General features: G+C 64.9%; 17 protein-coding genes. 11 read left to right on the plus strand and 6 right to left on the minus strand.

The window, feature by feature from the left end:
- Nucleotides 1-73: 73 nt before the first annotated feature.
- The 6 genes from WS64_RS18565 (at nt 74) to WS64_RS18590 (ending at nt 5,973) form a co-directional block, all read left to right on the plus strand.
- Nucleotides 74-553, plus strand: a complete 480-nt coding sequence (locus WS64_RS18565; protein WP_060967250.1) for a MarR family winged helix-turn-helix transcriptional regulator — start codon at nt 74-76, stop codon at nt 551-553.
- A complete protein-coding gene (locus tag WS64_RS18570) occupies nt 550-2,673 on the plus strand; it encodes an FUSC family protein (protein ID WP_060967251.1) in 2,124 nt (707 codons plus the stop codon). Before WS64_RS18565 ends, WS64_RS18570 begins: the two co-directional genes overlap by 4 nt.
- A 34-nt stretch (nt 2,674-2,707) precedes the next feature.
- The gene (locus WS64_RS18575) at nt 2,708-2,920 is read left to right on the plus strand and encodes a DUF1656 domain-containing protein (protein ID WP_060967252.1); all 213 of its coding nucleotides are present in this window, start codon (nt 2,708-2,710) and stop codon (nt 2,918-2,920) included.
- Nucleotide 2,921: 1 nt separating this feature from the next.
- Nucleotides 2,922-3,872, plus strand: coding sequence for an efflux RND transporter periplasmic adaptor subunit (locus tag WS64_RS18580; RefSeq protein ID WP_059641106.1), 951 nt, complete (start codon nt 2,922-2,924; stop codon nt 3,870-3,872).
- A complete protein-coding gene (locus WS64_RS18585) occupies nt 3,869-5,362 on the plus strand; it encodes an efflux transporter outer membrane subunit (protein WP_060967253.1) in 1,494 nt (497 codons plus the stop codon). The genes WS64_RS18580 and WS64_RS18585 overlap by 4 nt, the downstream gene beginning before the upstream one ends.
- 185 nt (nt 5,363-5,547) lie before the next feature.
- Complete coding sequence (locus WS64_RS18590) at nt 5,548-5,973, plus strand: TOBE domain-containing protein (protein ID WP_060967254.1); 426 nt, start codon at nt 5,548-5,550, stop codon at nt 5,971-5,973.
- 244 nt (nt 5,974-6,217) lie between these two features.
- Here the strand turns inward: WS64_RS18590 and WS64_RS18595 are convergent, their stop codons facing one another.
- On the minus strand, nt 6,218-7,279 hold the full coding sequence (locus WS64_RS18595) for a DMT family transporter (RefSeq protein ID WP_060967255.1): 1,062 nt from the start codon (nt 7,277-7,279) through the stop codon (nt 6,218-6,220).
- Between the two features lie 481 nt (nt 7,280-7,760).
- Entirely contained in the window at nt 7,761-8,438 is a 678-nt protein-coding gene (locus WS64_RS18600) for a ProQ/FinO family protein (protein WP_059641113.1), read from the minus strand.
- Nucleotides 8,439-9,060: 622 nt separating this feature from the next.
- Here WS64_RS18600 and WS64_RS18605 point away from each other — a divergent pair.
- The gene (locus WS64_RS18605) at nt 9,061-9,645 is read left to right on the plus strand and encodes a DUF2889 domain-containing protein (protein ID WP_060967256.1); all 585 of its coding nucleotides are present in this window, start codon (nt 9,061-9,063) and stop codon (nt 9,643-9,645) included.
- Between the two features lie 107 nt (nt 9,646-9,752).
- Here the strand turns inward: WS64_RS18605 and WS64_RS18610 are convergent, their stop codons facing one another.
- Together WS64_RS18610 and WS64_RS18615 are read right to left on the minus strand one after the other, a co-directional pair.
- Nucleotides 9,753-10,244, minus strand: coding sequence for a flavodoxin family protein (locus WS64_RS18610; RefSeq protein WP_060967257.1), 492 nt, complete (start codon nt 10,242-10,244; stop codon nt 9,753-9,755).
- 189 nt (nt 10,245-10,433) lie between these two features.
- Entirely contained in the window at nt 10,434-11,087 is a 654-nt protein-coding gene (locus WS64_RS18615; RefSeq protein WP_060967258.1) for a TetR/AcrR family transcriptional regulator, read from the minus strand.
- An 83-nt stretch (nt 11,088-11,170) separates the two neighbouring features.
- Between WS64_RS18615 and WS64_RS18620 the strand changes: the two genes are divergently transcribed.
- The 4 genes from WS64_RS18620 (at nt 11,171) to WS64_RS18635 (ending at nt 16,787) form a co-directional block, all read left to right on the plus strand.
- Nucleotides 11,171-12,295, plus strand: coding sequence for an MBL fold metallo-hydrolase (locus WS64_RS18620; RefSeq protein ID WP_060967259.1), 1,125 nt, complete (start codon nt 11,171-11,173; stop codon nt 12,293-12,295).
- 133 nt (nt 12,296-12,428) lie between these two features.
- The gene (locus WS64_RS18625) at nt 12,429-13,445 is read left to right on the plus strand and encodes an AraC family transcriptional regulator (RefSeq protein ID WP_060967260.1); all 1,017 of its coding nucleotides are present in this window, start codon (nt 12,429-12,431) and stop codon (nt 13,443-13,445) included.
- 1,625 nt (nt 13,446-15,070) lie between these two features.
- On the plus strand, nt 15,071-15,766 hold the full coding sequence (locus WS64_RS18630; protein ID WP_006497839.1) for a ParA family protein: 696 nt from the start codon (nt 15,071-15,073) through the stop codon (nt 15,764-15,766).
- On the plus strand, nt 15,759-16,787 hold the full coding sequence (locus WS64_RS18635) for a ParB/RepB/Spo0J family partition protein (RefSeq protein WP_060967261.1): 1,029 nt from the start codon (nt 15,759-15,761) through the stop codon (nt 16,785-16,787). Before WS64_RS18630 ends, WS64_RS18635 begins: the two co-directional genes overlap by 8 nt.
- A 96-nt stretch (nt 16,788-16,883) precedes the next feature.
- Here the strand turns inward: WS64_RS18635 and WS64_RS18640 are convergent, their stop codons facing one another.
- Both WS64_RS18640 and WS64_RS34390 read right to left on the minus strand, forming a co-directional pair.
- On the minus strand, nt 16,884-18,200 hold the full coding sequence (locus WS64_RS18640; RefSeq protein ID WP_059579547.1) for a replication initiation protein: 1,317 nt from the start codon (nt 18,198-18,200) through the stop codon (nt 16,884-16,886).
- A gap of 127 nt (nt 18,201-18,327) precedes the next feature.
- Nucleotides 18,328-18,561, minus strand: coding sequence for a hypothetical protein (locus WS64_RS34390; RefSeq protein WP_155720449.1), 234 nt, complete (start codon nt 18,559-18,561; stop codon nt 18,328-18,330).
- Nucleotides 18,562-19,339 lie beyond the last annotated feature (778 nt).

Consider the following 19,339-nt stretch of genomic DNA (forward strand, 5'->3'; position numbering starts at 1 on the left):
GCCTGAGATGTGTCATCCGGTCGGCAAAAACGATAGTTTGCTATCGAATGTTTTTGCCCCTATCATCTCGCCCATGACCAATCTGCACGACCTCCGCCTCGCCGTCAGCAGCCTGCTCGTGCTCACCGCGCGCAAGTGGCGCCGCACCAGCGACGGCGTGCTGACCGCGTACAACGTGTCCGAGGCCTGCGCGACGCCGCTCCTGATCGCCGGGCGCCTCGGCGAAGGCGTGCGGCAAGGCACGCTCGCCGAACACGTCGGCATCGAAGGGCCGTCGCTCGTGCGCCTGCTCGACCAGCTGTGCGCGGCCGGCCTCGCGCGCCGCGACGAGGATCCGCACGACCGCCGCGCGAAGACGATCTCGCTGACGGCCGCCGGCCGCGCGGTCACCGCGAAGATGGAGGAAGACCTGCGCGCGCTGCGCGCACAGGTGCTCAAGGGCGTGTCGCGCGCCGATCTCGAAGCCACGCTGCGCGTACTGAACGCATTCAACGCAGCCGACGCGCCCGCTCCGGCTTCGCCCCCGTCCCACTCAGCCGATTCCGCGTCATGACCTATCCGAGCCTCCGCGACTGGCTGTTCTCGGGCAAGACATTCGCCGCATCGATGCTGGCGCTGTACCTCGGCCTGTATTTCCAGTTGCCGCGCCCGTACTGGGCGATGGCGAGCGTGTACATCGTGTCGAACCCGTTCGTCGGCGCGACGCGCTCGAAAGCGCTGTACCGCGCGCTCGGCACCGCGCTCGGCGCGGCCGCCGCGATTTTCTTCGTGCCGCCGTTCGTCGAGACGCCGCTCCTGTTCAGCATCATCGTCGCGACCTGGTGCGGCACGCTGCTGTACCTCGCGATCTCCGATCGCACCGCGCGCAGCTACGTCTTCATGCTCGCCGGCTATACGATGCCGCTGGTCGCGCTGCCGACCGTCACCGACCCGTCCACGATATTCGACGTCGCGATCGCGCGCACCGAGGAAATCGTGCTCGGCATCGTCTGCGCGAGCGTGGTCGGCAGCACCGTGTTTCCGAACCGGCTCGCGCCGACGCTGATCGAGCGCACCGACGCGTGGTTCAAGGACGCCGCGTTCTACGGCCGCGAAACGCTGTCCGGGCATCTGGCCGGCAAGGCGCTGTCCGCGTGCCGGCAGCGGCTCGCCGCGACCATCACCGGCCTCGAGTTCCTGCTGAGCCAGCTGGGCTACGACCATGCGCATCCGCGCCTGCTCGCGCGGGCGCAGGCGCTCGCAGGCCGGATGCAGCTGTTCCTGCCGCTGATGTCGTCGCTCGCCGATCCGCTGGTCGCGCTGATGCGCGACCTGCACGTGCGCCCGCCCGCGCTCGACGCGCTGCTGGCCGACGCCGCGAAGTGGTTCGACGCGCCGCTGCCGGCCGTGAAGACCGGCACCGACGGCGACATGGCGCACGATCCGGTCGCGGACGACCTGCGCGCGCGCATCGCCGCGCTGCAGCCGCCCGCCAGCGCGCTGGCGAGCTGGGACGGCGCGCTGCTGTCGAATGCGCTGTGGCGGCTGCGCCAGGTCATCGACATCTGGCAGGACTGCCGCTCGCTGCGCGCGCTGATCGCGAACGAGTCGGGCGTGTGGCAGCCGCGCTACCGGCACTGGCGGCTCGGCGGCACCGAGCGCTTCTTCGATCGCGGGATGATGCTGTTCTCGACGCTGACCGTCGTGTTCGCGATCGTGTTCGCGTGCTGGCTGTGGATCTCGTCCGGCTGGCACGACGGCGCGGCCGCCGTCACGCTCGTGGCCGTGTCGTGCAGTTTCTTCGCCGCGCTCGACGAGCCGGCGCCGCTGGTGTTCAAGTTCTTCCTGTCGACCGCCGCGAGCGTCGTGTTCGCCGGCCTGTACCTGTTCGTCGTGCTGCCGCACGTGCACGATTTCGCGATGCTCGTGCTGATGTTCGCGGGCCCGTTCATCCTGATCGGCACGCTGCTGCCGCGCCCGCAGTTCAACATGGTGACGATGCTCGTCGCCGTGAACACGGCTACCTTCATCAGCATCCAGAGCGCGTACGAAGCCGATTTCTTCGTGTTCCTGAACAGCAACCTCGCGGGCGTCGCCGGGCTGCTGTTCGCGTACGTGTGGACGCGCGCGACGCGCCCGTTCGGCGCGGAACTCGCGGTGCGGCGCCTGCTGCGCTCGGGCTGGGAGGACGTCGCGCGCTCCGCGTCGACACAGCCGCTCGACGACCAGCGCAACCACGCGTCGCGGATGCTCGATCGCGTCACGCAACTGCTGCCGCGCCTCGGCGCGTCCGACGATCACCGCCACCCGTCGATCGAAAGCTTCCGCGACCTGCGCATCGCGCTGAACGCGCTCGACCTGCGCCGCTCGCGCCGCCGGCTGTCGGGCGACGTACCCGACGCAATCGATCGCGTGCTGGCCGGCGTCACCGATCACTACGCGCGCTGCGCGGCCGCGAATGCGCGCCAGCCCGTGCCGCCCGCGCTGCTCGCGACGATCGACGACGCGCTGCGGCGTGTGGCCGGCAGCACCCTGCCGGGCGCCGCGCCGCCCGACGGCGCCGCCGCTCCCGCGGTGCCGGCCGCGCACCGCCGGCTGCGCGACACGCTGCACGCGCTCGTCGGGCTGCGCCTGTCGCTGTATCCGGCCGCGGCCGCACAACCGCCGCAGGCGCCGGACGGAGCGCGCGCATGAACCGGCTTTCCACCCTGTCCTTCCGAGCGCGATCATGATCGGCGAAATCGATATCTTCGGCGTGTTCGTGCCGGCCCCGCTCGTGCTGATGCTGATCGCCTACCTGATCAACATCGTCGTGCGCGCGGCGCTCGAGCGTGTCGGCTTCTACCGCCTCGTCTGGCACCGTTCGATCTTCGACCTCGGCATCTACGTGTTCGTACTGGCCGCCGTCGTGATCGTGTCCCACCAACTCGTGGCTACCTAACGTGAAAAAATCCTGGCTCTCGGCAGGGCAAGTCCTGCTCACCCTGATCGTCGTCGTCGTGGCCGGCCTCGTGCTGTGGCGCATCATCAACTACTACATGTTCTCGCCGTGGACACGCGACGGGCACGTGCGCGCCGACGTGATCCAGGTCGCGCCGGACGTGTCCGGCCTCATCACGTCGGTGCAGGTTGCCGACAACCAGGAGGTCAAGCGCGGCCAGGTGCTGTTCGTGATCGACCAGGCGCGCTACGCGCTCGCGGAGCGGCTCGCCGAAGCGACGCTCGCGCAGCGCCGCGCGACGCTGGCGCAGGCGAAGCGCGAATACGCGCGCAACCTGCAGCTCGGCAACCTGGTCGCGAGCGAACAGGTCGAGGAAAGCCGCACGCGCGTCGAGCAGGGCGAAGCCGGCGTCGCCGATGCGCAGGTGTCGCTCGACACCGCGAAGCTGAACCTGCAGCGCACGACGATCGTCAGTCCCGTGGACGGCTACCTGAACGACCGCGCGCCGCGCGTCGGCGAATACGTGCCGGCCGGCCGCGCGGTGCTGTCGGTCGTCGATCGCCATTCGTTCCGCGTCGACGGCTACTTCGAGGAAACCAAGCTGCGCGGCATCCATATCGGCCAGCCGGTCGACATCATCGTGATGGGCGAGCCGCATGCGCTGCGCGGCCACGTGCAGAGCATCGTCGCCGCGATCGAGGATCGCGACCGCACGCAGGGCGCGAACCTGCTGCCGAACGTGAACCCGGCATTCAGCTGGGTGCGGCTCGCGCAGCGCGTGCCGGTGCGCGTCGTGCTCGACGAGGTGCCGGACGATTTCCGGATGATCGCAGGCCGCACCGCGACCGTGTCGATGCGCGGCGCCGACGCGCGCCGCAACGCCGACGCGAAGCCGGCGGCCGGTGCCGGCACGGCGCCCGCGGCATCCGGCGCGGCGGGAGCATCGCAATGAAGCGGCATGCCCTGCGCGTCGCGGCGACGCTCGCGCCCCTGGCGCTTGCACTCGGTGCATGCAAGTCGGTCGGCCCCGACTACACGCTGCCGCAGCAGGCGTACGTCAATGCGCCGCTCGCGAATCACGCGCTCGACGACGCGAACGGCGCGCTGGTGTCGCGCGACGCGGTGCCTGGCAACTGGTGGCAACTGTACGACGACCCGGTGCTCGACGGGCTCGTGCGCGATGCGCTGAAGTCGAACACCGACCTGCGCGTCGCCGCCGCGAACCTCGCGCGCTCGCGCGCGGCCCTGGTGGCCGCGAATGAACAGGGCGGATTCTCGGGCGGGGCGGAAGCGGCCGTGCAACGCGCGCAGGAATCGGCCGAGCAGTACCTGCTCGAAAACAAGCTGCCGGTCGTCAACGAAGGCACGGTCGGCATCAACGTGTCGTACGAGCTCGACCTGTTCGGCAAGCTGCGGCGCGGTGTCGAAGCCGCGCGCGCGGACAGCGAGGCCGTCAAGGCGGCCGGCGACCTCGCGCGCATCACGGTCGTGGCCGACGTCGTGCGCGCCTACGTCGAAGCATGCTCGGCCGGCGACGAACTGGCGATCGCGAAGCGGTCGCTCGCGCTGCAGCAGCAACGCGTCGCGCTGTCGCAGCGGCTGCGCGATGCAGGACGCGGCAACCAGACCGACGTGACGCGCGGCGTGACGCAGGTACGCACGCTCGCCGCCGACATCCCGCGCTTCGAAGGCCGGCGCAAGATCGCGCAGTACCAGCTCGCCGCGCTGCTCGCGCGCGCGCCGGCCGACCTGCCGAAAGCCGTCACCGAATGCGAACGCCTGCCGAAGCTGCGTCAGCCGATTCCGATCGGCGACGGCGCCGCGTTGCTGCGCCGCCGCCCCGATGTACGCGAAGCCGAGCGGCAACTCGCCGCCGCGACCGCGCGGATCGGCGTGGCGACCGCCGCGCTGTACCCGTCGGTCAGCATCGGTGCATCGGCCGGCTCGGTCGGCGTCGCCGCCGACCTGTTTTCATCCACCACGAATCGCTGGTCGTTCGGACCGCTGATCAGCTGGTCGTTCCCCGTCAACGGCCAGCGTGCGCGCGTGCGCGAAGCCGAAGCCGCGACGGGCGGCGCGCTCGCGCACTTCGACGGCGTCGTGCTGAATGCGCTGCGCGAAACGCAGTCGAGCCTCGCGACCTACGCGGCCGACGTGCAGCGCACGGACGCGCTGCGCACCGCGTACGAGTCGGCCCGCAATTCCGCCGCCGAAACGCATCGTCTCTATGCGGCCGGCCGCGAATCGTTCCTCTCCGATCTCGATGCGACGCGCACGTTGACGAGCGTGCGGGCGCAGGTCGCGGCGGCCGAAGGCCAGGTCGCGGCCGATCAGGTGCGGCTCTTCCTCGCACTCGGCGGAGGTTGGGAGAGCGACGGCGCGACAGGCGCCGGCGCCGGCTCCGCCGCCGCAGCACCCGCGAGCGGCCCGTCAGCGCCGTAGCGCCAGCGCCGTCGGCCCCGTCACGCAGGTATGACGGTACACGCGGTGGCGGCGAGTTTTCGCCGGCTCGCGGCGTGGCATCCGCCGGGCGCCGCGCCCCGGCGTTGACGGTACACTCGCCGATGCACTTCCATTCATCTGCCGCCGCTGCCGGCCCGGCCGCGGCACCCACCCGGAGAGTCATCATGCGAACCAGCGCCCGCAACCAGTTCGCCGGCCAGATCAGCGCCGTCAAACCCGGCGCCGTCAACGACGAAATCACGCTGCGCACGCAGGACGGCCTCGAGATCGTCGCCGTGATCACCCACGGCAGCGCGGCGTCGCTGGGCCTCGCGGTCGGCACGAACGCGTTCGCACTCGTCAAGGCGTCGTCGGTCATCGTGATGGTCGGCGTCGACAGCAGCAAGGTGTCGGCCCGCAATTGCGTCGCGGGCACCATCGCGTCGGTCGCGAAGGGCGCGGTCAATTCGGAGGTCGTGATCAAGGCCACGAGCGGCGCGGAGATCATCGCGATCGTCACCAACGACAGCGTCGATCGTCTCGGCCTCGCGAGCGGCGCCGCCGCATCCGCGATCTTCAAGGCATCGAGCGTGATCGTCGGCGTCGAGTGATCGCGTGACGATCGCGATGGCGAGTCATTGTGCGCCGCGCATGCCCGTCAAACCGCGGGCGGGTTGCCGGCGCGCGTTCCGCGCTTCCAACCTGATCCGGCCGCGCGCGGCACGCGGCACGCGCATGCCGGCGCATGCTTCTGCAACATGCCGGCAACCGCCAGGGCCGGACCAATGACCGGCTTTCCGCGCTTCCCATAAACGGTTAGCTTGCGCCCGCCGGCGCGCGTCGCTCACGACACGGTCAATGCCGATGCCGGTGATGAATGTCCGGAAAATGCGCATGGCTGTGCGTGATCGGCAGATGCACGTGCGGATGCGTGTGCGGTTCGTCGCCGTCATACGGGAAGTCGTGCGCGTGTTGGTGATGGTCGTCGTGCCGATGCCGATGCGTATGCTCGAGCCGCTCGTGCGCATGCGTGTGTTCGTGCCGTTCGCGCATATGCAGCCAGATGCCGAGCGCCATCAGCGCGGCCGCGATCCAGAACGTCGCGGGCGGCAGTGCCGGCCAGATCAGCAGCGACAGCACGACCCCGAACAGCGGCGCGATCGAAAAGTAAGCGCCGGTGCGCGCGCTGCCGAGATGACGCAGCGCGACGACGAACAGCACGAGGCTGATCCCGTAGCCGCCGAGCCCCGTCAGCATCGCCGCCGCCGTGACCGGTATCGCGGGCAGCGTCGAGCCGGTCGCCAGCGCGATGCCGATGTTCACCGGCCCCGCGATCAGCCCTTTCAGGCACGCGATCACCATCGCGTCGTTCGCGGCCACCTTGCGGGTCAGGTTGTTGTCGATCGCCCAGCACAGGCATGCGCCGACGATCAGCAGCGCACCGACCGGCACACCGGCGCGGCCCGGTGTCCACGACAACAGCGCGCCGCCGGCGACGATCGCCACCATGCCGACGAACACCTGCGTATCCACGTTCTCGCGGAACACGACCCACGCAATCACAGCCGTCAGCACGCCTTCGAGATTGAGCAGCAACGCGCTCGTCGCCGCCGGCGTGGTCGACAGCCCGAGCATCAGCAAAGCCGGGCCGGCCACGCCGCCCGCCGCGATCGCGCCGGCCAGCCAACGCAGGTCCGCGCGCTGCAGCGGTGCGGCATCCGCGGTTGGCGCGCGACGGCCGTACCAGCCGCGCAACAGGATTCCGATGCCGAGCCCGACGCCACTGCCCAGATAGAAGAGGCCTGCGACCATGAACGGCGACATCGCGCCGATCAGCGCCTTAGCGAGCGGTGTCGCGGCGCCGAACAGCGTGGCGGCGGCGAGCGCGACGAAAATCGCGGAATGTCTCGGGTTCATGATCCGGTTTGAATTGACGTTGAAGAGCCCGGCTTGGCATCCGCCGGCATCGGTTATCGTTCGGCATGCAAGCCGCATGCACGCGCCGAGCGGCCGTAAGCGGACGATCCAATCGCAATTATCGCGCGCCATCATGTCACGACGGCCGGATGGGATCGCACGCACGGAAATCGGCGATTCCCGCCGATCAATTCGGAAACCGAAATATATGACTGAAGCTGCAATTTGCTCGGCTATGCAAACCGTCTACGCGGGGATATGAAAAAGGCGGAGCATCGCGCATGCGGCGACGTTCGACGGACGTTCGTTGTCCGGTCGGGTGGCTCGTTCAACGTGAGAAGGAATGCGTACCGGCAGATCGGACGCCGGTGGAGGGAGTCCCGGCCTGCCTCGGTCGAGCCAGGCCGGTCTGTCGTGTCATGCGCCGCATGCGGCGGGCATGTTGGCATGTGCGGTGCAACGAGCCGCGGCGCGATGCCGATTAGTCGTTGCTGGCCGTTTGCTGTTCGACCTGCGGCGCGGCGTCGTTCTGCACCTTCGCTTCCGCTTCCACTTCGGCTTGCGCCGGCTGCGGCGCGGCAGCGCCCTCGGCCTGCTGCTCGGCCTTCGGCTGCTGCGGCGCACCCTTGGCCGATTGTGCCGCGCCCTTGCCCGGACGGCGAGCCTTCAGCCGGCGCGCGCGCGCCGCGTCGTCGTGCGTCACGCGCCCGGCTTCGTTGCCCTGCAGGTCGACGCGCACCGCGTCCTCGACAAGGCAGGACCAGTAGCGGTTGCCGCGGCACCACGTCGACATCGCTTCGCGCAGTTCGGCTTCGTTGAGACCGATGGCCTGCGCCTCGCGTGCGAGATCGTCCCAGATGCCGACCTTGAGCGGTACTTTGGGGGCCGGATTCTTCGGGAATGCGCGCGGAAACTTCCGCTGCAGTTTGCCGATTGCGACGATGACCGGATCGACCGGGGCCGACGGCTTCGCCGAAGCAGGCTTCGCCCGATGCTGCGCCTGGGCGGCGGCGCCCGGCTTGGCGCCGCGAGACGGCCGGTCGCCGGACTTCGGCTTCGCGCCGGCGTCCGTCGGCGCTGCCGGCCGCTTCGCGTTGCGCTCCTGCTTGGCCTTCGCTGCGAGCTGCGCCCGCAATTCGGCAAGTTGTTCAAAACCCATAAATTCAATCCACCAGGAATATAAGGTGTGGTTCGTGCGGCCCTGCCGCGCGGCTTGCAAGCTTCGCCGCCATGCGTGCGGCCCGTCTGCCGCCGGTGCGGAACACTACGGGGCCGCATCGCGCACGTCACTCTGTTTTCAGGCACCCGGCCTCGATGCCGGACAAGGCAGGAGTGGAAGTATACCGGTACGCGGGACAGCCGGCTGACTCGCCGGTCCGGATTTGCCCGATCCGGGGTGCCGGAAATGCGTCCGCGCGGTCGTGTTGCGCATTATATGGATACGTTTCCGGATGTCACGCCATTAGAGGCCACTACCGGAAATCGGGGCCGGGGCGACATGCGATGAACGGTGTTCCGCGTGACGGATATCGAACCGCGGCGCGTTGCGTCGCCTTCGGACACCGCGCCGCACGCCCGCGCCTCGTTTGCGCCGGCATCGCTGTACGACTCGTTGCGTCCGCATCGATCATGGCGCGGACGAAGATATCGGAAAGTGCGTAGTATGGCCAAAGCAACTTCGCTGGCGGCAGGGCGCGCGTGCTTTTCACCGCGCGCCCGATCGGCCGGGCGCGATCCCGTTGCCTGCGAAAATGCCCGGTGACACGAGATGGAGCGAATGCATGGTTTCCCAAGACGACACGCCGCACGACGGCATCACGCGCGAGGAGATTCACCATCGGCAAATCGACATGCGCGGGTATCGACGCAGCGATGGCCTGTTCGAAGTGACGGCGTGCCTCGCGGACCGCAAGACCAGCGATTTCACGCCGCCCGGCGGCACACGGACGGTCGCGGCGCTGACGCCGCTCCATGATCTCGGCGTGACACTGGTCTTCGACATCGACATGGTCGTGCGCGCCGTATCCACGTTCATCCGTTCGCATCCGTATGCGCAGTGTCCGGGCGGTGGCGACTCGCTGCAGGCGCTCGTCGGGTTGAACATCGGCGCCGGCTGGAACAGCGAGGTGCGCAAGCGCCTGCCGTCCTGCGACACGTGCACGCACCTGAAGGAATTGCTCGGCCCGATCGCCACGACCGCCTATCAGACGATGGTCGGCATGCGGCGCTCGTCGCTCGATTACCGTGACAGCGAAGGAAAGCCGCTCAAGATCGACAGTTGCTACGCATACGGCGCGTCGCGCGATCTCGTGAAACGTCTGTGGCCCGAGTACCATCGATCCGCGGCAACCGCAAAGGACAGTTGAAGCCTTGGCATTCGGCCGATTCGGCGTTGTTTGCGGAATCGGTATTGCGCGAATGGAGCGGATCCGACCTGTGCCGATACGGCAGATCTGCACCGTCGCATCCGTCGTCAGAAAACACCCAGCACGAGCCCCGCGGCAAGACCCGCACCCAGTTCGGCGCAGCGCGCAAGCTCGTCGCCGCCGATCGTCTTCATCGCGAGAATACGCTCCGGCGTCTGCGCATGCGTGCAGACGATCAGGCCGGGCGCGACGCTCTTCAGCCGCCACCCGGTTGCGATCCGGTCGATCTGGCGCAATGCGTTCTGCCCATCGCTTCCGGCGCAGATCATCGCCGCATACGGACGGCCATTCACGCGATCGAGCGCCGCGTAATAGCAGCGATCGAAAAAGTCCTTCATCAGCCCGGACATCGCCGCAAGATTCTCGGGCGTCGCGAACAGGTACGCGTCGGCGGCCAGCACGTCGTCTGCGTTCGTCGCGTCCGCGCGCTGCAACCTGACGTCGACGCCAGGCTGAGCGCGAGCCGCATCGGCAGCCGCTTCGGCCATCTGCTGCGTGCCCCCGGTCATCGTGTGATAGACGATCAACAGCGTCTTCATGGATAGATGCTCACGTTCGGCTTCGGATGCGTCGACGATATCGCTGTTTCGGCCGGCCGCGCGGCCGTCACATGCGGGCGCCATGTTGCGTCGGTTGCCCGGATCGGCGGGTCGGCCGACGCCCCGTCGGCGCGTGCATCGGCCACGATGTCGATTTGACCGCGCCTGCGGATGCTTTCGGATGCGCGTTCAGTCTTGCGTGCGACGCGACACGTCGCCGTCGTCCGGTCGCGCGTAGTACGCGAGGAACATGTCGGCAGCCGACTCAGCGACTTTCTGTTGCTCGTGCGCTGTCAGCGGCGGCTGCCCCATCGTGATCTGCGGCCAGAACGCGAACGCCTTCACGGCGCCATGCAACTGATGCGCGGCGAACACCGGATCGGTCACCGCCAGGCGGCCGGCCGCCGCCGCCGCCCGCACCCACACCGTGACGTCTTCCTCACGCTCGCCGAGGCGTTCGACCATGTCGCGCGCCCGTTCCGGCGAATGGATGGCCGCGCCGATCGCGACGCGCGCGAGCGCGAGAAAGGCCTCGTCGTTCATCAATCGCAATTTGCGGTCGAGGAGCGCAAGCAGTTGCGCGCGCAACGGCACGTCGGCGCGATAGGTCGGCGACTTGCCGGTCCGGGTCGCATCCCACAGCTTGTTCAGGATCGCAGCGAACAGCGTCTCCTTGCCCGGAAAGTGGTTGTAGACGGTGCGTTTCGACACGCCCGCGCGTGCAGCGATGCGATCCATGCTCGTCGCATCGTAGCCCGCCGCAAGAAATTCCTCGATTGCCGCATCGACGATCGCCGCGCGCTTGCGGTCGGTCAGACGCTGAGGAGGAGTACTGGTATCCATACGGAAATTTTACACCGGGCAGTTTACTTATCTCGAAAATAAACTACACTGCTCAGTGTACTTTATTCTCCGGACGAACCGACATGGCATCGCCTCTCGTTTTGATTCACCGCGTGCTGGGTTTCGCGGCCGCCCGGCGTGGCCGGACGCTGTCCGGCGGTTCGCCGCAGCACAATGGCGAACGCTTTGCCAACGTCGCGCCGCGCCCTGCCGAAGGATTGGGCAAGACGCTGGGGATCGCGTGGAACATGCTGGTCAACAAGCCGCGCCACACCGTGCCCGCCGGCGCGCTGCCCGTCGATTCGCTCACCCGCGCGGAACTCGACGCGGCGCCCGATCGCAGCCTGTACCGCCTCGGCCATTCGACGCTGTTGCTGAAGCTGCGCGGCGAATTCTGGCTGACCGATCCGGTGTTTGCGGAGCGCGCATCGCCGTTCCGGCGCATCGGTCCGAAGCGCTTTCATGCACCGCCGATCGCGCTGGAAGATCTTCCGCCGCTGCGCGGCGTGGTCCTGTCGCACGATCACTACGATCACCTCGACCGCGACACGGTGCTCGCGCTGGCCGCAACCACCGGCGTGTTCGTGACGACGCTCGGTGTCGGCGATCGGCTGATCGAATGGGGTATCGACGCGACCAAGGTCCGCCAGCTCGACTGGTGGCAAAGCATCGACGTAGCAGGCCTGACGCTGACGGCGGCCCCCGCCCAGCACTTCTCCGGGCGCAGCCTGTTCGACGGCAACAGTACGCTGTGGGCGTCGTGGGTGATCGTCGACGACGATCTGCGCCTGTTCTTCAGCGGCGATACCGGCTATTTCGACGGCTTCCGCGAGATCGGCGAGCGCCTCGGGCCGTTCGACGTCACGCTGATCGAAACGGGCGCCTATGATGCGCAATGGCCGTACGTGCACATGCAACCGGAAGAAACCGTGCAGGCGCACATCGATTTGCGCGGACGCTGGCTGATCCCGGTCCACAACGGCACGTTCGACCTCGCGATGCATCGCTGGCAGGAACCGTTCGAGCGTGTCACGGCGCTGGCGCTCGTGCGCGGCATCGAGCTGTCGACACCGAGGATGGGCGAACGCGTCGATCTCGATGCCCCGCATCGTGGCGAACGCTGGTGGCGCACGGTCGACGAGCGCGCGGCAGCGCCGGCGGCGAAATCTCGACGCTGGCAGCTTTGCGCGTCGGAGGCGACGAAGTAGTTCGCCAGTCCCGGCACGTGCCTTCCGGAAGCGGGCCGTCGGACCTATCCGCGATTCCGGGCGGTGCGCTCGTTGCCGGCCGCCCCTGCACGTCGACTGCCAGCCCGTCGACCCGATTACCTCAATAGAGAAGATGCATCCGGTACCCCTCCGATACCTACCCGCCCAACGAGACGACGCCGCCACCATCGCGGCGCTCGACCAGGCAAGCCACCGTTCAACCGGCCGCAGCCGCGAGAACGAACTGCGACAGATGCTCGCGGAGCGCGTCGCGAGATGGACCGGTGGTGTCGATCATCTCAACACGGCCATTCCCAATCTGAGCTTTCATCGACGGGAAGCGCCGACGCAGCCGATGGAGTGCATGGTCGAGCCGAGCTTCGGCCTCGTCGTTCAGGGCGCGAAGCGGGTCATGCAGTGCGGGGATGCGTACCTTTACGACGCCGATCGCTTTCTGATTACATCTCTCGATCTGCCCGGTTCGACGCAAATCATCGAGGCCAGCCCCGGCAAACCGTTTCTGGGGCTCGGCCTGAAGCTGGATTTCCGCGTGATGGCCGATCTGATGATGCAGGTCGCGCCGGTTCACGACGATGTACCAGCAGGCCGTGGACTCGTCGTCGGCGACATGACTGAACCGCTGTACGACGCGCTCAACCGGTTAGTCGCGCTGCTGGACGACCCGAACGCCATTGCCGTTCTCGCACCGTACATCGAGCGGGAAATCTACTATCGGCTGTTGACGAGTGACCAAGGCGCCCGCCTGCGCCAGATCGCCTCCACCGGCAGCCAGTGCAACCGCGTGTCGCGCGCGATCCGGTGGTTGCGTGCTCACTATGACGAGTCGTTGCGCGTCGATGATCTCGCGGCACAGGTTCAGATGAGCAGTTCGACCTTCCACCACCACTTCCGTCAACTCACCGGCATGAGTCCGCTGCAGTATCAGAAATGGATACGGCTCAACGAGGCTCGCCGGCTGATGCTGGCGGAGCGGCTCGATGCTGCGTCGGCAGCATTCAGGGTCGGGTATGCGAGCCCGACTCAATTCAACCGCGAATATAGTCGGCTGTTCGGTAATTCTCCCCGAAGGGATATCGACGGCCTGCGAGGTAGAACGGATGTCGCTTTGTCTATCGTCGCGAGTTATTGAGCGCGAGGGGTGGCGGTCGATATGTGCCGACTTTGATGGCATTCATAATGTGCGGGATTAGGTTCTCGCATACGACGTCGATTGGGCTCACGCTGTTCCGAAGACTACGTTGCACCGACCATGCTCGGGACTCCTCCCGCACATTTCCGACGCCGGCTTCTTCTCGTAATGCTCCGTGACTCCGTAAATCGGGGGCCCGCACATGCGTTGTCACGTGACAACTGACGCAAAATGACGGTGTACCTTGCGCCGAATGGGCGGCACGTGACTCAGCAGGCGCGGACTCGCCCGCATAGCAAGGACCTACGGTGCATAGCTCGCCCTTATTCGTATAAAACACTACGAATTACGTGTTATATATGACAAATTGGACAGCGATCCTCCCGACTTTCGATATCGGCGCTCGAAAAAGGTATGCGCCCCCATTTCCTGGGATCAACGCGGTCATTTTTCGTGAAACAACGTGAAGAAGGCAGCGCAATTCGTTGCCACATAAGGGTTTCCAGCCGACGTCGATTTTCTGGGAATGTTTCACGACCCGACCCGTTTGGATTCGGCACAGGCATTCGACGCATGGATTCGGCATCAATTGCGGTGCATACGTCCGGTAATTGCAGATGGGTTGAGCCCTTCAGTGGGGCGCATGCCTCGGAGCCCGCCCTGCCCTATCGGCGACTACGAGAGGCCATGCAAAGCTGTATGTCTCTTGATAAATGGGGACACATCAACCTCGCTACGATATCCGGGTACGCCTCAGCAGTCGCTCGCCGGTATTGCGTCAGTACGTGCGCACACGTGCGACGTATGGAGGCGGGCGGCCAGCGGATCAAATCTGGGACTCGCCATCTCCAACTGTCCCGTTGAAATGCCAACGGGACTCTTTACTTCCCACCGTTTCCTGTCGCTCAAACTTTGGGGCTCTGCTTCCGGTTGTCACGTGACAACTCACCTTCGATTCACGGATCTGTTGACGAACCGAAAGCTATCGTCCACGCCTGTCTTCCCGAGCAATATGTCTCTTAGGCCGTGTAGCATCGACCCATTTCAACGGTCCCTTGACGACGCCAAGGTATCCGCGGGCCCGTTTGGCGCTGTTTGTCACGTGACAACTCATCCCGCTGCCACAGAAGCATACGTAATCACAGGCTGCGCATCTGTAAATTTATTGAAGTGATTTCGTCGCAGCCAACGTCGCAATCGCATCGAAGGCTTCCGCGCGCCGTGCATGCCGAGAAGAGTCGATATCCGGAGACTTGTCACGTGACAACCGGCTGTTTTCGCGATGCCGACGACGACGCCCGCGCGACCGCCTCGATCAGCGTCTATCAACGGCACGAAGTCGTATCAAGTTTCGAGTGAAACCAAAGCACGATGAGGCACCCGGCCTTCGCCTAACCGGGTTCGTTATGGCGCCAAAGAAAACCCCGTTTTTCACTTCGGCGTTCTTTTTTTGCAATGTCAATGGCGTGCTTTTTACGAACCGCTGTTTTGACAACGCTCAGCCATTCGGCCTATTTGTCACGTAACAACCACAGCGATCAATAAAACGTTCCTGACATTGAACGCATTTCTGGACATCCTGCAAATAACTGCATATATTACGCAAAACTCCTTGGAGGAATTTAATGGCTTTCAAGATCGCCGTCAGCAATCAAAAAGGTGGGACGGGAAAGACGACCATCTCCGTCAACATCGCGGCTGCGTTCGAAGCCGGTGGCAACAAGGTTGCGTTGATCGATGCCGACCCTCAGGGCACTTCCGTCCGGTGGGTCACGAGCGGCGAAAACACGCTGCCGATGACGGTGCTTTCGCTGGCTCCCGCCGGCCGCGGCATCGGCGGCGAGATCAAGAAGCAGGACGCGAACTTCGACGTGATCGTCGTCGACTGTCCCGGCAACCTCGAAGACCCTCGTATCGCCTCCGTCCTCGAAGTGGCGGATTTCTGCCTGGTGCCGCTTTCGCCGTCACCGGCCGATCTGTACAGCACCGTCGCGATGATCCGCATGATCGAATCGATGCGCGCCGTTCGAAATCCTCAACTTTCTTCCGCATTAATGCTGAATAGCGTTAATGGAAAAACTAAAATGCGTGAAGAAATTTTAAAAATTTTAAGAGCAGAAGAAATAGGGGAGCATCTGCTCGACAGCCAGATCGCGCAACGCGAGGTCTATCGTCAGACATTCGCGCTCGGCACCACGATCCATCACCACAATCGATACCTGAAGGGCCTGAAGGAAGCCCGCGCGGAAATCGAAAAGCTGGTCACGGAAATGGCCCAATACATCGCGTCGACGCGCGCTACCGGAGCCGCCCATGGCTAAGGACACCTCGAAAGACAAGAAGCCGACCGGCAACCTGCATCTGGCGGCCGGCCTGTTGCGCGGACTCGCGCAGGAAAATGCGGCGCTCGAAACGCGGCTGCCCGAGCCGGCGGCCGCACCGGTTGCCGTCGCCGAAGCCGCGCCCGCCGGTAGCCCGGCCGCGACCACCCCCGCCGGTACGCCCGATCTGGGCGCGCCGCAGAAGGTGCTGGTGAAGGACTGCATCCCGAACCCGTTCAACCCGCGCGTGTTCTACTCGGAATCGAGTCTGCACGAGCTTGCCTTGACCTTGAAACGGGAAGGGCAGATCGAGCCGATCAAGGTCACACTGCTCCCCGAGTTTCCCGGCAAGCTCGTCGTGATCGACGGGCAACGCCGGCTGCGCGCGACGAGCATCAACGGCGACGAGACGATCAATGCGACGTTCCGCACGGATCACACGCCCGAGCAGCTCTATACGATCGCGTATCGGGCGAACCACGACCACGAACGCCAGACGATCTTCGACGATGCGGTCGCGTGGAAACGTCTCCTCGACGAGAAGGTCTTTGCCGACCAGAACACGCTGGCGGAGAAAATCGGCAAGGACAAGGCGTCGATCAGCAAGACGCTGTCGCTGAACGCGCTGCCGAACACGCTGCTGGAGCGGATGGCCGGTGCCAACGACGTGGTCGGCCTGCAGGCGGCGTACTTCCTGAAGCTGATCTTCGAACGCCTGGGCGAGGCGACGGCCGACCGGCTGCTGACGGCCGTGATCGAGCGGAAGAAATCCGTCCGCGATCTCGAGAATTTCCTGCGTGCGCAGAGCGACGGCGCCAAGAAGGCCGGCCGCACGCGCTACAGCGTTCGTCATGACTTTGCGCTCGAATCGCGCGCGATCGGCCAGTTGAAGACTTATCCGGACGGGCGCCTGGATCTGCAGCTCAAGGGCGTCGACGCATCCCACCAGGAAGCGCTCGCCGACAAGCTCAAGACCGTCATCGACACGTACGTCGCCGAGCTGGCGGCAACGGCAAAGTAACGCGCCCCCGGCAAAAGGCCTCGCCCCGCGCGCTGCGTCGCGAAGCCGGACCGCAACACGGCCCGGTGCACGGCGCGCACGATGGCGAGGCCTCGTTCAGTTGCCCGCGAGGCTGCTTTTCAGCAGGAATTCCAGCAGGTCGTCCGAGGTAGGCTCGCCCCACGTATCGAGCGCCAGCCATCGGAAGAAGCTCGTCTGCGCGAGCTTGCTCGCCTTCTTCTTCGGCGACAGCGTCAGGTCCTTCGAACCCGCCACCGTCTCGTTGTAACGCTCGATCAGCTTGGTCTGGTCGTCGATCTCCAGCTCGCGGAAATACGCGCCGGCTTCCTCGACCTTCGCCGCCAGATACTTGTCGCGAATCTGTTCCTGCTTGCTCTGCGCGGATTCCTTCGCCGGTGCGGCCGCTTCGGTTCCCTGCCCGTCGGCCAGCGTGTAACCGTGCGTCAGCGCCTTGCGGAAATACGCGGCGACGTTGTCGACCGGCGCCGCATTCTTCTTCGTGGTTCGATTGAGCGTATAGGCGATCGCCGCCTTGATGCGCTGCACGCCGTATTGCGTGATCAGCCGGCGCGCTTCCGAGCGCGGAATGCCGAACTTCGCGACTTCCTCGACCAGCGCTTCGTTCTTGACGTCGCCTTCTTCGACCGTATCGGTGCTCTGCTTGCGCGTTACCTTGAACTGCACGGCTTCCACGCTGCGGCCGGATTTGTGTTCGATCAGCTCGAGCGTGTGGTCCGATACTTCGTTCACCTCTTGAATGCACGGCACCAGCACCTTGCTCTTGAACAGTTTGTACTCCTTGTACGACTGAGACGCCTTGTCCTGGCCGAGAATCAGGTCACGGAATTTCGGCAGAGGAATCTTCGCGGTGATGCCGATCCCTTCGTAGCGCACCGTGTTTTCCCATAGCGCAAGCGAGTGCGACCGCCGGAACTCGCGAGCGATCCGCATATCGATCAGCGCGTAGATCTCGGGGTTGAGCAGTTCGCTGCGAATCTGGTCGGAGAAGCTGTACTTCAGCACCGATTGCTCGAGTTCGGCGCCGGCGAGCAGGCCTGACGCTTTCCAGACCGTCGAACGGTCCGCGGCCAGGTAGTCCCAGTTGACGACGGTGCTGATCAGCGAGTTGACCGTGTCCTTCACGTACTTGGTGTTGTTGCTGTTCAGCCCGCTCTCGTGCGACAGCGACGCGATCGAGATCGAGAAACTCGTCCGGCCCGGCTCGAATGCCTCCTGCCGAAGCGCGTTCTTGATCAACGAGCTGAACATCTTGCGCTGCTGCAGGCCGATCTTTCCCGACTTCGGCGCGATATGAATCGCCTGGACCGCCTTGCGCAGCAAGTCGGGTGGCTCAGGGGTCTGAAACAGCGAAACCTGTTTGTCTGAGCCTTTGCTTGCGGGCTTGCGCGGCATCGTGGTGTCCGGGTAAGGTTGCCTTATTGAAAGCGGACTTTATACCTTTTCGCGCGGCGGAGCAACGCCCTTGCTCCAGCATCACTTTCACTATCCCGCCTAAGCATCAGATAACAAAGGAAAAATTTCAATTGATAGACTTGTGCAGCGCCCCATATCCGTCTACCTTTTGATCAAAATTCCTCCCAAAAGCCGCTACCTTTCCTGTCGGCACCGGCAAACCCGGCACAAGATTTGCCACGGCGAAGGTAGCCATCCATGGGGGCAAATGAGCGGAATCGAGATCGTCGGGAGGATTCGTGGTGCCCCGCAGCACCACCGCTGTTTTCTCCCATAGCTTGCTACCTTCATCGATTCCCATAGGAGGGTACCTGTAAGCATCCTCGATAGTCTTGCTGTTTGTCCCGAAGGTGGAAATCGCCCCCATAAATGGAAACCATTCCGTTTCCCCATAAAAGGTAACCTGTGTACGGTATCGGTCCTGTCTATGGGAAGGCTTCGTGGAACCGGCGGGCGCTAGACAGCGAATTGACTCCGAAGGGCTCCCATAAACGGGTACCTTCGAGATTCCCCATAACCGGCTACCCGAAGGAAATCGCCGTGCACATATCCGACTACCGGCCGAGAAAAGAACCCCATAAAAAGCTACCTTCACGTGTTCCCATAGACGGCTACCCAACGAGATGGATGGTCGATTTCCCATAACCGGATACGTTCGCCCCATATCCACAACCCTGATTCCCCACAACGCGGTACCCCAAACCCCAAATCCACAGACCTGAAACCCCAAACCCTTCCACCTGTCGTCCCATAAATGGGTACCGAACACGGCTCAAACCCTTGCCAGATAAGGCTGTGAGCCGTCTAAAAGTAGTTAAAGAAGTAAACGTGGTTTACCAAAGATGTAAACACACGTGTGCTTGCACAAAAAACGAACCCCATAAACCGCTACCAATGGCAGCCATCTGTGGGACGCGAGGCCCCTCAACCACTCGGTCCACGCCGCTCGGCCCTGTTCAAGGCGCCGTTTCTGGGAGGCTCCAGGCCTGACAACGCATTCCGAGGAGGTGAGCGCCCACTCACAAACCTCGAAACGTAGAAACTTATGGGAAGAAATCCCGGATTCGGCAGAGAGGTTC

The organism is Burkholderia anthina (genome assembly GCF_001547525.1).
GTDB lineage: Bacteria > Pseudomonadota > Gammaproteobacteria > Burkholderiales > Burkholderiaceae > Burkholderia > Burkholderia semiarida.